Genomic DNA, 14,928 nt, shown 5'->3' with positions numbered 1-14,928 from the left:
ATTGAGAAAAGACGTAGATTTATGAACCCTAAACTTTTTGCCGCCCTGCAATACCTAACGCCGCAACATGCACTCTCCCGCGCTGCCGGCTGGTTGGCGAATACAGAGCTCAAGTGGATCAAAGATCCTTTCACCCGCTGGTTTGTTGAGAAGTACGGTGTAGATATGCAGGAGGCCAAAGAGAGCGACTGTACTGCCTACCGCACCTTCAATGAATTCTTTACCCGCGAGCTGGTAGACGGAGCCCGCCCCATTATCGAAGGGCAACACACCCTCGCCAGCCCTGCCGACGGCGCCATCAGCCAGCTGGGCCAGATCCATAACGGCCGTATTTTCCAGGCTAAAGGTCACGACTACAGCCTGGTTGAACTGGTGGGCGGTGATCCCAAGGTAGCGGCGCAATTTAATGACGGGCACTTCGCCACTGTGTATCTGTCACCGAAGGATTATCACCGTGTGCATATGCCCATGGCCGGCACCCTGCGCAGCATGACCTATGTGCCCGGACAACTCTTCTCTGTAAATACGGTAACTGCAGAAAACGTTCCGCGCCTGTTCGCGCGCAACGAGCGTCTGGTCTGCGTATTCGATACGGAAGCAGGCCCCATGGCAATGATCCTGGTGGGTGCAATGATTGTCGCCGGTATCGAAACCGTTTGGGCCGGACAAGTCGCTCCTATCCAGCGCAAAGTCATCAACACAGATTATCTGGATAAGGCACCCATCCACTTGGAGAAAGGTGAGGAGATGGGACGCTTTAAGCTGGGCTCTACCGTCATTATGCTATTTGGCGCAGACCAGGTGAGCTGGCTCGACCAGCTGGAAGCCGAGTCGCCCGTGCGCATGGGTGAGCATTTCGGTAATTTATTATCCGGCAAGGACTGATATTAGTAAGGGACAGCGGCAGTTTTAACTGCCGCCTCTGAAAAAGAGAACGTTTATTTTGTCAGGCGCGTCAGTAGCTGCCCCAGTCGACCACCGCGGAATAAATAATTGTCGCGAATATTCGCCGCATCCACCTGGGGGTAAGCTCCGGGTTCTATATCCCTGAGGATACTGACCTTTTCCTCGACGCTCATCTTGCCACGCTCGATAAGCTTCTGTTCTCGATCCTCAACTTCAGCTAAGTCACACAGGCGAGGCTTGCTGAGCGTCTGTTTTTGCCCATCGAGAACGATCATTATCTTTGGTCGCAAGCGCCGGTCGTAGGTCTGTTCCACCACCACGCCGACTTCTCCGGTGGACAACTCTACCTGGGTACCCGTGGGATAGAGGCCAATTGCCTGAATGAACTCCACTACCAACTGCTCCTGGTAGGCGATACCCCGCAGGTCATACAACTTGGCAACTGCCCGGGATGGCGCTACCGGCTCACTGGAACCTCTTGGGTTAGTGGCTTCATCATAGAAAGTCACTATTCCGCACATGCGCGCCAACACTGAAATCCTGTCACCGCGCAAGCCCTCAGGGTAACCACTACCATCATGGCGCTCGCAGTGGGCACTAATGACTTCGATAACCTTGGGATCTATTTGTGGGTCTGCCGACAGCATCTTGACGCTGTGCTGCACAAACTTTCGATACTCCAATTCACTGCGCGGATCGCGCTGCTTCATCTGCAGCACTTCCCCGTCGATAGCCAGCTTGCCTACATCCTTCAGCAGAGTAGCCACCCCGAGCTTTAGTAAATCACTGCGTGAAAGACCGATATGGCGGCCGAATAGCACCGCCCAAATACTGGCACGTACCGAGTGACTATAAGTGTGCTCATCCTTATCTCGTACACGAGCCAGCCAGGCAAACGCATCGGGACTGCGCAGCACACTTTCTACTAAATCCTCAACGACTTGGTTGACCTGCTGTACCGGTATGGGCCTGTTGTTAGCAACAAGCCCCATCACTTCACTCATACCATAGAGGATCTGGCCGTGAAGCTTACGCGCGTTACTGGCTTCTCGCTGCGCCGGCTGCGGAGGGGGGTATTTTTTATGGGAAACAGTGACAGGCTTACAAGGGATAGTGACCGCTGTGCGGCCAGAAGAACGACCCCTTGCGGAAGTGTCGCTGCCTCCGAGCAATCGACGCAGGGTAACACCGGCACTACCGACAGTTTTGTGTATATCGACATAAACAAACCGGCAGTATTTCTGTAGCTGGCGGATTTCTTCCAAATCGCGGATATAAAAACCCTGCAGCGCAAATGGGGTTCGTGTCCAAGGCCGGTCAAGCTTGGAGACGAACATGCCGCGCTGTAAATCACCGACAGAAATTTTTGCTTGTTCGATTGCCACTGGGGAAGGTGCCGACAACTGTAGTTAACGCTAAAACGCTGCCCTGAAAGACCCCGTGGCGTAAGATCCTCGGTCCTCTGGGCAAGCTCACCTTTATATCATGGAGAGATATTAAGGTTCACCCGCCCAAAGTGAGACTGTATTCACAGACTCAGAGATCAGTGGCCAGTTTAGGCGTGATATTGGGCTGACAGTTCTACCACAGCTTCAATCATGGCTCCGGCATGTTTGGGGTCTACCTTCGGGGTAATTCCGTGACCTAAATTGAAAACGTGGCCACTACCTTGACCAAAAGACTTCAAAACAGCCGCCACTTCTGTGCGAATTCGTTCGGGACTCGCATAGAGAACAGCAGGGTCCAAGTTGCCTTGCAGGGCCACCTTGTCTCCCACTCGGGCGCGGGCGCTGCCAATATCTGTCGTCCAATCCAAGCCCAGGGCGTCAGCGCCAGTATCAGCCATTGCTTCCAACCACTGACCGCCTCCCTTAGTGAACAGGATGGCCGGCACTCGACGACCGTCGACTTCTTTAATTAGCCCCTGGAGAATTCTCTGCATATATTTCAGGGAGAATTCACGGTAAGCACTGTGGCTGAGTGCCCCGCCCCAGGTATCAAAGATCTGTACGGCCTGGGCACCAGCGCGAATCTGGGCGTTCAGGTAATCGGTAACAGAGTCGGCCAGCACCGTGAGTAACTGGTGCATCAGCTCAGGGCGGTTGTAGAGCATTTCCTTGCAGCGGGCAAAATCCTTGCTGGAGCCACCTTCAACCATATAAGTCGCCAGCGTCCAGGGGCTGCCGGAGAAGCCGATAAGCGGCACGCGACCATTCAACTCGCGGCGGATGGTGGACACGGCATTCATCACATAGTCCAAATCCTTTTCGCTGTTCACCACTTCCAGGGCTTCGATATCAGCCGCCGTGCGCAGGGGCTTGTGGAACCTCGGGCCCTCTCCTTCAGAGAAATAGAGGCCCAGGCCCATGGCATCGGGAATAGTCAGGATATCGGAAAACAGAATGGCGGCGTCCAGCGGGTAGCGCTCCAGGGGTTGCAGCGTTACCTCACAGGCCAGCTCAGTATTGCGGCACAGATCCATAAAGCTGCCAGCTTCGGCGCGGCTGGCTCGATATTCCGGCAGGTAGCGCCCCGCCTGTCGCATCATCCACACGGGCGTTCGATCCACTGGCTGGCGCAGAAGGGCGCGAAGAAAGCGGTCGTTTTTCAATTCGGACGGTTTGGTATCAGACATAGGCACACCGAGCGGGCTAAAAAAACGGGCATTGTACAGGGGCTTGGCCGCTATACACAGGGTGGCAAAGATATTGCGAGGTGCCTATTGGGACTGGCACAAATGTGCACGGAATAATTGGGCAGTGAGGGACCGTGCCCCCACTGCAAATCAGAAACGATTAAATATCCAGGTAATCGAGAATACCTTCACCGGCCTGGCGCCCTTCCCAGATAGCGGTCACTACCAGGTCGGAGCCGCGCACCATATCGCCGCCGGCAAACACCTTCTCATTGGAGGTCTGGAATTTGTATTTTTGTTTTTCTGGAGCGACGACGCCACCCCAGTCGGCAACTTCAATATTGTGCTGCGGAAACCACTCCGCCGGGCTGGGACGGAATCCAAAGGCCACCAGAACGATATCCGCCGGGATAATTTCTTCAGAACCGGGCACCACCTGAGGGCGACGGCGGCCGTTTTCATCGGGCTCACCGAGCTCCGTAGTGACCACTTTAACCCCGGCCACCTTGCCATCCCCAACGATCTCAACCGGCTGGCGATTGAACAGGAACTGTACGCCCTCTTCCTTGGCATTGGCCACTTCCCGACGTGAGCCGGGCATATTTTCTTCATCGCGGCGGTAGGCACAGGTTACGCTCTTAGCGCCCAATCGAATCGAGCTGCGGTTACAGTCCATGGCGGTATCACCACCGCCGAGAACCACCACGCGCTTGCCCTCAACCGAAACAAATTCGGAAGCATCGCGCTCCCAGCCCATATTGCGATTTACGTTGGCAATCAGGAATGGCAAAGCATCGTGAACACCGGGCAGATCTTCACCAGGGAAGCCGCCCCTCATGTAGTTGTAAGTGCCCATCCCCATAAAGACAGCATCGTAGTCATTGAGCAGCTGCTCAAAACTGATGTCCTTACCTACTTCAGTATTGAGACAGAACTCAACGCCCATCTCAGTAAACACTTCCCGGCGCTGCTGCATTACCGACTTCTCCAGCTTGAACTCGGGAATACCAAAAGTAATCAGGCCGCCAATTTCCGGGTGCTTGTCGAACACCACCGGCTGCACGCCGTTGCGCACCAAAATATCAGCGCAGCCCAGACCCGCCGGGCCGGCACCAATCACCGCTACTCGCTTGCCCGTTTTCTCAACATGACTTAAGTCCGGGCGCCAACCCAGGGCGAAGGCTGTATCAGTAATATACTTTTCCGCATTGCCTATGGTGACCGCACCAAAGCCATCATTGAGGGTACATGCGCCCTCACAGAGGCGGTCCTGGGGACACACCCGGCCACAGACTTCCGGCAGAGTATTGGTTTCGTGGCAGAGTTCAGCTGCCTCAATAACATTGCCCTCACTGATCAGCTTCAACCAGTTTGGGATGTAGTTGTGTACTGGGCACTTCCATTCGCAATAGGGGTTGCCACAATCCAAGCAGCGGTGCGCCTGGCTGGCCACCTGCCGCTCACTGAAAGGCTCATAAATTTCAACAAACTCGCCGGTGCGGGTGATGATGTCCTTCTTCGGCGGATCGATGCGACTTACGTCGATAAACTGGAAGTCGTTGTTCAGTCTGTCTTTCATACTGTTTCTCCACCCCGCCTTTATTCGCCGCGCTTGCGCACGTCGGAAAGAAGATCTGCAAGGCTCGCCGCCTTTGGTTTAACCAGCCAGAAACGGCTCAAGTAATCATCGAAGTTATCCAATAACTCGGCGCCCCAGGCGCTCTGGGTCTCCGCCGCATACTCTTCGATAACTTCGCGCAGGTGACTCTGGTGTGGCTCGAGAATTTCGCTGCTGATTCGGCGCAGCTCGATCAACTCATGGTTGCAGCGATCGAAGAAATCCCGCTCCATATCCAGGACATAGGCGAAACCACCGGTCATACCGGCGCCGAAGTTAAATCCGGTGCGCCCGAGAACCGCGACCATACCCCCGGTCATATATTCACAGCAGTGATCTCCAGCCCCTTCGACTACCGCAAAGGCACCGGAGTTACGCACGGCGAAGCGCTCACCGGCACAGCCCGCCGCAAATAACTTGCCGCCAGTGGCACCGTAGAGACAGGTATTGCCGACAATACTGGTTTCCTGGGAGGCGAATGAGCTACCTTGCGGCGGTCGTATAACCAGCTTGCCGCCGGCCATGCCCTTACCCACATAGTCGTTGGCATCGCCATCCAGATACATATCCAAACCACCGGCATTCCACACACCGAATGACTGGCCGGCGACCCCTTTGAGGCGCAGTTTCACCGGAGCTTCAACCATGCCCTGGTTACCGTAGCGCTTGGCGATCTCACCAGACAGGCGCGCCCCCAGGGATCGGTCACAGTTGGTCACGTCGTAGCTGAACTCGCCACCTTTAAAGCCTTCGATGGTAGGCAGGATATCCGCCACCATCCGCTCCGCCAGTTCACCCTTATCCCAGGGATCATTCGTCGCGGACTGACAGGTTTGCGGCTTGCTGTCCAACAGCTCATCCGTATGCAACAGAGGCGCGAGATCCAGCTTTTTCTGCTTGTCAGTTTCGCCATCCAGCACGCGCAGTAAGTCCACACGCCCCACCAACTCTTCTAGGCTGCGCACCCCGAGCTTGGCCATCCACTCGCGGGTCTCCTCGGCGACAAAACGGAAGAAGTTCATCGCCATTTCTGCGGTGCCGATATAGTGCTCGTCACGCAGGTCCTTCTTCTGGGTGGCGATACCGGTGGCACAGTTATTCAAGTGACAGATGCGCAGATACTTACAGCCGATCGCCACCATGGGTGCCGTTCCAAAGCCGAAGCTCTCGGCACCGAGAATTGCCGCCTTGATCACATCGAGGCCGGTTTTCAGACCGCCATCAGTTTGTACCCGAACCTTGCCCCGCAGATCATTGGCACGCAGGGTCTGGTGGGTTTCCGCCAACCCCAGCTCCCAGGGCGACCCGGCATAGCGAATCGAGGTTATTGGGCTGGCCGCTGTGCCGCCGTCGTAGCCGGAGATGGTGATCAAATCCGCATAGGCTTTGGCAACACCTGCGGCAATGGTGCCAACCCCGGGCCGCGATACCAGTTTTACCGAGACCAAAGCATCGGGATTGACCTGTTTGAGGTCGTAGATCAGCTGCGCCAAATCCTCGATGGAATAGATATCGTGATGTGGCGGCGGGGAAATCAGGGTCACGCCGGGCACCGAATAGCGCAGCCGCGCGATCAGTTCGTTGACCTTGCCACCGGGCAACTGACCGCCTTCACCGGGCTTGGCGCCCTGGGCTACCTTAATTTGCAATACCTCTGCATTTACCAGGTAGTGCGGTGTTACGCCAAAACGACCGGAGGCAATTTGCTTAATCTTGGAGACTTTATCAGTGCCAAAACGGGCAGGATCTTCACCGCCCTCGCCACTGTTTGAACGCCCACCCAGGCGATTCATCGCTTGGGCCAGGGATTCATGGGCTTCGGGGGACAGGGCCCCCAGGGACATGGCCGCCGTATCAAAGCGACGCAAAATCTGCTCTGCCGGCTCCACATCTTCCAGAGCTACCTGTTCGATGTTCTCCTTGAAGTCCAGCATGTCCCGCAATGTCGCCACGGGGCGCTGGTTAACCAGCTCCGCATAGTCCCGCCACGCGGCATAGTCACCAGTGCTGGCAGCGCGCCGCAGGGTGGTCACCACATCCGGGTTAAAAGCGTGATACTCCTGGCCGTAGACAAACTTGTGCAGGCCGCCGGGGGAGACAGGCTTACGGGCTTTCCAGGCTATATCGGCACGGGCCGCCATATCGGCTTGCAGCTCGGGGAAGCCGGCACCTTCGATGCGAGTGGGCGCTCCGGGGAAACACAGATCCACCACATCCCTGGAAATACCCACCAGCTCGAACAGCAGTGCGCCGCGATAAGAGGCAACGGTGGAAATGCCCATCTTGGACAGGATCTTTAACAAGCCCTTGATAATGCCGTTGCGATAATTTTTCTGCGCCTCAGCGGCATCCAGCAGCAATTCACCGGTATCGATCAGGTGATTGATAATGCTGTAGGAGAAATACGGGTGTACTGCGGTGGCACCGACGCCGACCAAACAGGCCAACTGATGTGCATCGCGGGCACTGGCGGTATCCACCACAACATTGGAGTCACAGCGCAAGCCCGCATGTACCAGGTGGTGGTGCACCGCGCCCGTCGCCAGGAGCGCATCGATTGGCAAGTGCCCCTCTCGAATATCGCGATCGGACAGTACTACAATCACAGCCCCCGCCCGCACTGAGGCCTCAACTTTGGCGCAGAGCTGTTCAATCGCCGACTTGAGGTCCTGTTCAGCGGGGTCGTAGTTCAGGTCGAAGATCTCCGCTTCGAAGCCCGGGCGATCAAGGGATAAGAGTGCCGTGTACTTCATATGGGAAAGTACTGGCGAAGACAGGATTACCCGGTCCGCGTGCTCTGGAGTTTCCTCAAATACGGATTTCTCTCGACCCAGGCAGGTTTCCAGGGACATCACCACAGTTTCCCGCAGGGGGTCAATTGGCGGGTTGGTTACCTGGGCAAACTGCTGGCGGAAGTAGTCGTAGAGCGAGCGGTTGTAACGGGACAAAACCGCCATCGGCGTATCATCGCCCATTGAACCGACTGCTTCCTGCCCCGCTTCAGCCATGGGCCGGACGACTTTGTCGCGCTCTTCCAGGGAGGAACTGAACAGCTTTTGGTAGACCTTGAATTGCTGGTGGGAGAAGTTGTTGTCCACCGGCGCAGTAACCAAAGTAGAGCGGATACGGCGTGCCTTATCCTTGAGCCAACGCTTATAGGGCTGTGCCCGCTTGAGCATATTATCGATGTCAGCGGTGTGGTAGAGCTTGCCCTCTTGGGTGTCCACCGACAGCATCTGCCCCGGTCCAAGGCGGCCCTTAGCCACAACATCTTCAGGGGCATAGTCGTACACGCCCACCTCGGAAGCCACAGTGATCAGGTCATCCTTGGTAATCACCCAGCGTGAGGGGCGCAAGCCGTTGCGGTCCAGGGTACACACGGCATAGCGGCCATCCGTCATCACCAATCCAGCCGGCCCATCCCAGGGCTCCATATGCATGGAGATATATTCGTAAAAAGCGCGGAGGTCCGCATCCATTCCTTCAACATTTTGCCAGGCCGGCGGCACTAGCATGCGCACGGCCCGGTGCAGCTCCATGCCGCCCGCCAACAGCATCTCCAGCATGTTGTCCAGGCTGGAGGAATCGGAACCCTCACGGTTAACCAGGGGCACCAGCTCATTCAGCTCTGGAATCAGGTCAGTGGCAAATTTACTGGTGCGGGCAACAGACCAGTTGCGATTGCCGGTAATAGTGTTGATCTCGCCATTGTGTGCCAGCAAGCGGAATGGCTGAGCCAGGGGCCAGCGGGGCATGGTATTGGTAGAGAAGCGCTGGTGGAAAACACAGATCGCGGTTTCCAGGCGCGGGTCGGCCAGTTCTGGGAAAAACTTGGGCAGATCAGCCGGAATCATCAGGCCTTTGTAGGAGAGAACACTGGTTGAAAGGCTCGCGATATAGACTTCGCTACTTAAGCGCAACTCGGCTTTGCGACGGGCCACATAGAGACGGGCATTGAATTTCGCCTCGCCGAGGGGCTCGTCCGCATCGTTGATCAGCAGTTGCTCAAAGTGCGGCAGGCAATCCCGGGCAATAGGGCCCAGGCATTCCGGGTTAGTCGGTACGGTGCGCCAGCCGACGGTCTTTAGGCCCTGAGCTTGCAACTCAGTTTCGAGAATTTTGCGGGCTTTATCGGCCTCGGCTTGATCTAGTGGGAGCATGATTGATCCCACTGCGTAGGTTGCTGTCAGCTCAGCACCAAACAGGGTCTTGGCTTCTACGCGGAGGAAAGCATCCGGCTTTTGCAGCAAAAGACCGCAACCATCACCGGTTTTACCATCGGCGGCAATACCGCCCCGGTGGGTCATGCAAGTGAGGGATTCAATGGCCGTCTGCACTAACTTGTGACTTGCCACACCGTGCAAATGAGCGATCAGACCAAAACCGCAGTTGTCCTTAAACTCATCCAACTGATACAGACTGCTACCCATAGAATTCCTCGTCGCTATCGATTGGGGGACCACTGGCGCTTAAAAAAAAGAAGTGCCTGTTATGGGCGAATGTCACTTTAAGCTTCGCGCTACGCTCTCCTGCGGTCCCTTGGAAAAAGATCCCGAGATAAAAAAAGCCCTCTGCTGGGGCTTTTTTTGTTGTTATTGGCGGTTTTTTGCCCCGCCTTTCCTTTCGGGGGGGCGCAATATTACTTGTCCAACACTACATTTTCAACTTTTAGCAGTGTATTAGTCTGTCAAATCAAACAAAACCAAACTTATCTTCTAACAACTAACCTTTCTGGTACCCAATCCTATTTTTAAGACAATAAGAGCAGGGTTATCACTCGGCACCACAGTTTTTCAGTGCATTTATAATCATTTTTCTGGGGGCATCATCGACAATAATTGCTTCTCCCAGCGCCTTTAGCAGTACCAAACGCAATTTTCCGTCCAGCACCTTCTTATCCACTTGCATTACTTGGAGGAATTCATCGGTTGTCATACCTTGCGGTGCCTGCTGCGGCAAATCAGCCGCCTTTAGCATCACTCGCAACCGTTCCACCAGCTCTGCATCGATATCTCCGCGCAATCTGGATAACTCCAGCGCCATAATCATGCCGGCGGCAACGGCCTCACCGTGTAACCAGCTGCCATACCCCTGCACTGCCTCAATGGCGTGGCCGAAGGTGTGGCCAAGATTCAGTATCGCCCTACGACCACTCTCGCGCTCATCACTGGCAACAACATCCGCCTTGTCGGCGCAGCAGCGCTCAATAGCGTAAGCCAGTGCTGCGGGCTCCCTCGTTAATAACTTTTGTAAATTCTCCTCGATCCATTCGAAGAAAGGGCTGTCACAGATCAATCCGTATTTAATGACCTCGGCGAGGCCTGCGGAAAATTCACGTGCAGGCAATGTGGCAAGGGTATCGGTATCCGCAAGGACAAGGCGGGGCTGGTGGAAGGCGCCAATCATATTTTTACCAAGGGGATGGTTAACGCCGGTCTTTCCCCCAACAGAGGAGTCAACCAAAGACAACAGGGTAGTCGGTACCTGAATAAAGTTAACCCCGCGCTGATAACAGGCTGCAGCAAAACCGCACATATCTCCAACGACACCACCGCCCAACGCGATTAGTGTCGTAGTGCGGTTGTGACGCTTTTCCAGCAGCACATCAAAAATTCGATTCACTGTGTCGAGTGATTTAAAAGCTTCACCATCGGGAAGCTTGACAACATCCACTTTATCGAGCCCTTTTAGCCCTTCCAATAATGTCGCCAAATAAAGAGGAGCAATAGTTTCATTGGTAACAATGCAAACTTGCCGGCCTTTAATGTAAGGGAGGATATATTGCGGGTCACCGAGCAAACCTGAACCAATAATTATCGGATAACTACGCTCGCCGAGTTCTACGTTAAGGCTTTGCATACTGCTCTCAATCCCCTAGTGCTTATCTCAACAGAAGTGAGACGCACTTTAGCACAGACGCTTGGGACTAATCGGACAGCAGGCTGCCTAAGTGTTCTGTGACCAGGAGGGATGCTTGTTTGGGGGAGAGGTCATTGGTGTCGCAAATAATATCTGCAACCTCACGATACAGAGGCTCGCGTTCCTGCAAAATTTCCGCAATACGCTGACGGGGGTTGGGTACACGAAGCAACGGGCGATTGGTATTCTTTGAAGTGCGTTCCAGAAGCTGATCGATATTGGCCTGCAAATAAACTACATGGCCATATTTTTGTAGCTGGCGTCGATTCTCCTCGAGCAAAACTATTCCACCACCGGTACCAATAACCTGGCACTCACCCTGGCAGAGCTCTTCCAATATTTCAGTCTCACGGCGGCGAAATCCCGCTTCGCCTTCCACATCAAAAATCCAGGGAATATCCGCACCAGTGCGCTCTTCCAGCACTTTGTCGGTATCGGCAAAAGGCAGCTGCAATTGCGCTGCCAACAACCTGCCGATAGTAGACTTGCCGGCCCCCATGGGGCCGACCAGGAAAATAGAGCGGGTGATCACTTAGAGTAAAAAGCCTCATCTTCAAGAATACGCGGTGTGATAAACATCAGGATCTCACGTTTATCGTCCGTGCGTATAGTCTTTTTGAACAAGTTGCCCAGGTAGGGAATATCACCTAACAGCGGCACTTTTGTTTCACCTTCTACAGCAGTACTTTCAAAAATACCACCTAAGACGATTGTTTCACCATTACGAACTAGCACTTTGGTGGTCAAAGTATTGACATTGATAGAAGGGACTTCCCCCTGCCCAACACTTACATACTCGCCAATACTATTCTGCTCAATATTAAGTGACATAATAATATTGTTATCTGGGGTAATTTGCGGTGTAACATTTAATTCAAGTACCGCTTCACGAAATGTAATCGAGGCAGCCCCGGAAGATGTCGTTTCCTGATAGGGAATTTCTACACCAGATTGAATAATAGCCTCCTGCTTATCACCTGTAACTACTTTTGGTTGTGACACGATCTCAGCCATGCCCGTATCTTCCAATGCAGAAAGTTCCAACCCAAGGTAAAAATCATTTTTTAAAATTGCATACGCGATACTACCTACAGGGTTACTCACTCCAAGATCAACCATTAATGGGTCATAATCTGTCACAGCTAAATTACCCAAGGGGTCCTCATCTAGAGAGACGCCTCCGCCAGCAGTGCCATAAGTACTGTCATTGATCTCAGTGCCATTGACAAAATCCCACTTTACTCCCAACTCTCTTTGAAAATCACTATTGGCATTTACTATACGAGCTTCGATCATTACCTGACGAATTGGGATATCAATTACTTCTATCAACTCACGGAACTGAGCAATCTTCTCTTCTGTATCAGTAAGGATAATTGTATTGGTTCGCTCATCAACAATTGCACTACCGCGAGATGATAAAATAGTTGGATTATTCGAGTTGCCTGAGTTTCCGCCAGCAAGCCCCCCCTGGCTAGCTCCGCTGTTACTTCCACCAGAGAAAAGTGCAAATAACTCGCCAGCATCTGCATAGCGTACGCTAATAAACTCTGTACGCAATGGAGCTAACTCTTCTAACTGCTTACGTGTCTCCAGTTCTTGGCGTTCCCTCTCAGCGATTTCAGCAGCAGGAGCAACCATTATAACGCTACCCTCCTGGCGCTTATCTAAGCCCTTTGCTTTCAGGATGAGAGCTAACGCTTGATCCCACGGAACACCATCGAGCCGAAGAGTTATTCGACCTTGCACAGTATCACTTGCAACCAAATTAAGATCCGTGAAGTCAGCTATCACCTGCAATACAGAGCGAACCTCTATATCTTGAAAATTAAGTGACAATTTCTTTCCATTGAATTGAAACTCCTTTTCTTTCTCACGAATTTCTTGCGCAGACAAGGGTTTCACACTAAGCACATATTCAGTGTCAGCTTGATAGGCCAAATAGTCATATTCTGTATCATTTGGATCTACAGCAATTACCGTATTACGCCCATCAAAGTCCACAGTGATATTACTTACAGGAGTTGCAAAATCAGTCACATCCAGCCGCTGGCGTAAAGCTTCTGGTAAATCCGCCCCTAAGAAAGTTAGATAAATTTTACCGTTAGTACGTTCAACGTCGATATTCACCGCCGGATCAGTAAGGCTAACAATGACCTTTCCTTCTCCTTCATCACCACGTCGAAAATCAACATTATTGACTGCAATATTTCCGGAGGTTTGAAACTGCTCTTCTCTGCCATGCTTCAAGCCACTATCGTGCTTAACATCCTTGGGTATAGACACAGCACTGTCAGAAGAACCAGAACCGATCTCCATAACAAGCTGATTTCCCTTTAGTTCACTGGAGTAAACCGGAAGCTGGTCAAGATTCACTATTAAACGTGTACGGTCTTCACTTGAAACAATTACAGCACTTCTAGCTGAACCAATACCTAGAGAATATTTTTTCTGAGGTAAAACACTCTGCACACCAGCAAAATCTAAGATGATTCGGGCTGGTTGTTCTATTGTATAACCTGTTGGTTCCGGAGGAAGATCGCTAAAACTCAAGCGTAGTTGTACTCGGCCGCCTGGCAACTCAGAAAACTGTATGTCATTAAGTTCATTGACCTGAGCTACTGCAAAAACTGGCAATATTAGCAGCCCAAATATTAAAAGTTGGAATCGAGCCATCACATTGGCGAACTGTTTTTGGTTCATTATCTATTGTCCCTCTCTTCCAACACCAGTGCCCGTGGCCTCTCAATCCAGCCGCCAGTGCCATCCGGTACAATTTCAAGAATATCGAGCTGTGAGCTTGTCGCGTTAACCACACGGCCGTGGTTTTTACCTAAATAATTACCTACTGTAATACGATGGATTCCACCGGCTCCATCATTAATCAACGCCCACATTTGCCCTTCTCGAGAAAGGCTGCCAACCATTGACAACATATCTATGCTAACACCTTCAAGCAATTCTCTCTGACGAGCTAGATCAGGTGCAATATCGAGCCTACGGCCTACAATACGCTGCTCTGACTCAATTACTGGACGAGTAAATGGACTACGTAGCGCAGCAGCGCTATAAACATATGGGCTATATGGGGTGAAGGTGGGTATTGGCTCAATCTGTCCTTTTGGTTGCCTTTCAACATCACGCATTTTGCTCTTCAGATCAGTATGATCGGAATTCAAACCACACCCTGACAGAAGTATTAAGGGTATTACAAAATACAGATATTTTGTCATCCCTCTTCCCCTTGGTTTTTATAGCGATAGGTTTTCGCACTGATTGTCATTTTTAGAAGCCCCTTGTCACCGCGATTACCTACAATGTTAAAGTTATGTAAGGTCACTATTCGAGGCATTCCAGCAATGCCGCTTACAAAAGCTCCAAATTCATGATAACCACCTTCGACCTCAATTCGAATCGGTAACTCTACATAAAACTCACCTACCCGCTCTTTGAGCAAAGCAACTTTATTAATTGTCAATCCTGCGCCACGGCCATACTCATCAATATCTTCGAGCAAACCAGGAACTTCAGTATCTTTTGGCAATTGCTTTAACAAAGCGCCAAAAGTTTCTTCCATCTCAATCAGCTGAGCTCTATACGCATCAAGATTTGATGCTTGAAATTGCTTTCTTTCAAACTGAGTAAAAAGTTCTCGCTCTTTCCTAACTTCAAAATCAAATTTTTTGTATAAATCTTTTACAAAAAAGTAATACCCGCCACCGATGATTATTATGGCGGCCAGAGCCAATACAGCTAGACGGCCGGGTAAAGGCCAAACACCTATCCGCGAGAGTTCAATATCATTGATATTAAGTTCATTAATCCGTGCTACCGAGTCAGCCAGTGCCAT

Annotated in this window: 10 protein-coding genes; 1 reads left to right on the top strand and 9 read right to left on the bottom strand. The window is 52.3% G+C overall.

The annotated features are described in order from the left end of the window. Positions 1–21: 21 nt before the first annotated feature. Positions 22–885: an archaetidylserine decarboxylase gene (gene asd / locus ACJJII_RS07600; RefSeq protein WP_444918811.1), complete on the top strand. Its 864-nt coding sequence runs from the start codon at positions 22–24 to the stop codon at positions 883–885. Between the two features lie 53 nt (positions 886–938). Here asd and ACJJII_RS07595 read toward each other — a convergent pair whose 3' ends face one another. The 9 genes from ACJJII_RS07595 to ACJJII_RS07555 form a co-directional block, all read right to left on the bottom strand. After that, positions 939–2,291 (bottom strand): cyclic di-GMP phosphodiesterase, encoded by a 1,353-nt coding sequence (locus ACJJII_RS07595; RefSeq protein ID WP_444918810.1) that lies wholly within the window; start codon positions 2,289–2,291, stop codon positions 939–941. A 170-nt stretch (positions 2,292–2,461) separates the two neighbouring features. After that, the gene (gene hemE / locus ACJJII_RS07590) at positions 2,462–3,541 is read right to left on the bottom strand and encodes a uroporphyrinogen decarboxylase (RefSeq protein WP_444918809.1); all 1,080 of its coding nucleotides are present in this window, start codon (positions 3,539–3,541) and stop codon (positions 2,462–2,464) included. 160 nt (positions 3,542–3,701) lie between these two features. Then, complete coding sequence (locus ACJJII_RS07585) at positions 3,702–5,120, bottom strand: glutamate synthase small subunit GltD family protein (protein WP_282930294.1); 1,419 nt, start codon at positions 5,118–5,120, stop codon at positions 3,702–3,704. Between the two features lie 20 nt (positions 5,121–5,140). Then, on the bottom strand, positions 5,141–9,589 hold the full coding sequence (gltB, locus tag ACJJII_RS07580) for a glutamate synthase large subunit (protein WP_444918808.1): 4,449 nt from the start codon (positions 9,587–9,589) through the stop codon (positions 5,141–5,143). Between the two features lie 343 nt (positions 9,590–9,932). Next, positions 9,933–11,018 (bottom strand): 3-dehydroquinate synthase, encoded by a 1,086-nt coding sequence (aroB, locus tag ACJJII_RS07575; RefSeq protein ID WP_444918807.1) that lies wholly within the window; start codon positions 11,016–11,018, stop codon positions 9,933–9,935. Between the two features lie 67 nt (positions 11,019–11,085). Further along, positions 11,086–11,607 carry a shikimate kinase AroK gene (gene aroK, locus ACJJII_RS07570; RefSeq protein WP_444913413.1) on the bottom strand — a complete coding sequence of 174 codons (522 nt, stop codon included), beginning with the start codon at positions 11,605–11,607 and terminating at the stop codon, positions 11,086–11,088. Continuing rightward, positions 11,607–13,781 (bottom strand): type IV pilus secretin PilQ, encoded by a 2,175-nt coding sequence (locus ACJJII_RS07565; RefSeq protein WP_444918806.1) that lies wholly within the window; start codon positions 13,779–13,781, stop codon positions 11,607–11,609. The genes aroK and ACJJII_RS07565 overlap by 1 nt, the downstream gene beginning before the upstream one ends. After that, positions 13,781–14,311: a pilus assembly protein PilP gene (locus tag ACJJII_RS07560; RefSeq protein WP_444918805.1), complete on the bottom strand. Its 531-nt coding sequence runs from the start codon at positions 14,309–14,311 to the stop codon at positions 13,781–13,783. Before ACJJII_RS07560 ends, ACJJII_RS07565 begins: the two co-directional genes overlap by 1 nt. Beyond that, entirely contained in the window at positions 14,308–14,928 is a 621-nt protein-coding gene (locus ACJJII_RS07555; RefSeq protein WP_444918804.1) for a type IV pilus inner membrane component PilO, read from the bottom strand. Before ACJJII_RS07555 ends, ACJJII_RS07560 begins: the two co-directional genes overlap by 4 nt.

This window comes from Microbulbifer maximicatervae (SeqCode) (assembly GCF_052467825.1).
Note: the sequence above shows the minus strand (reverse complement) of the source record. Positions and strands in the feature narration are given on the sequence as shown.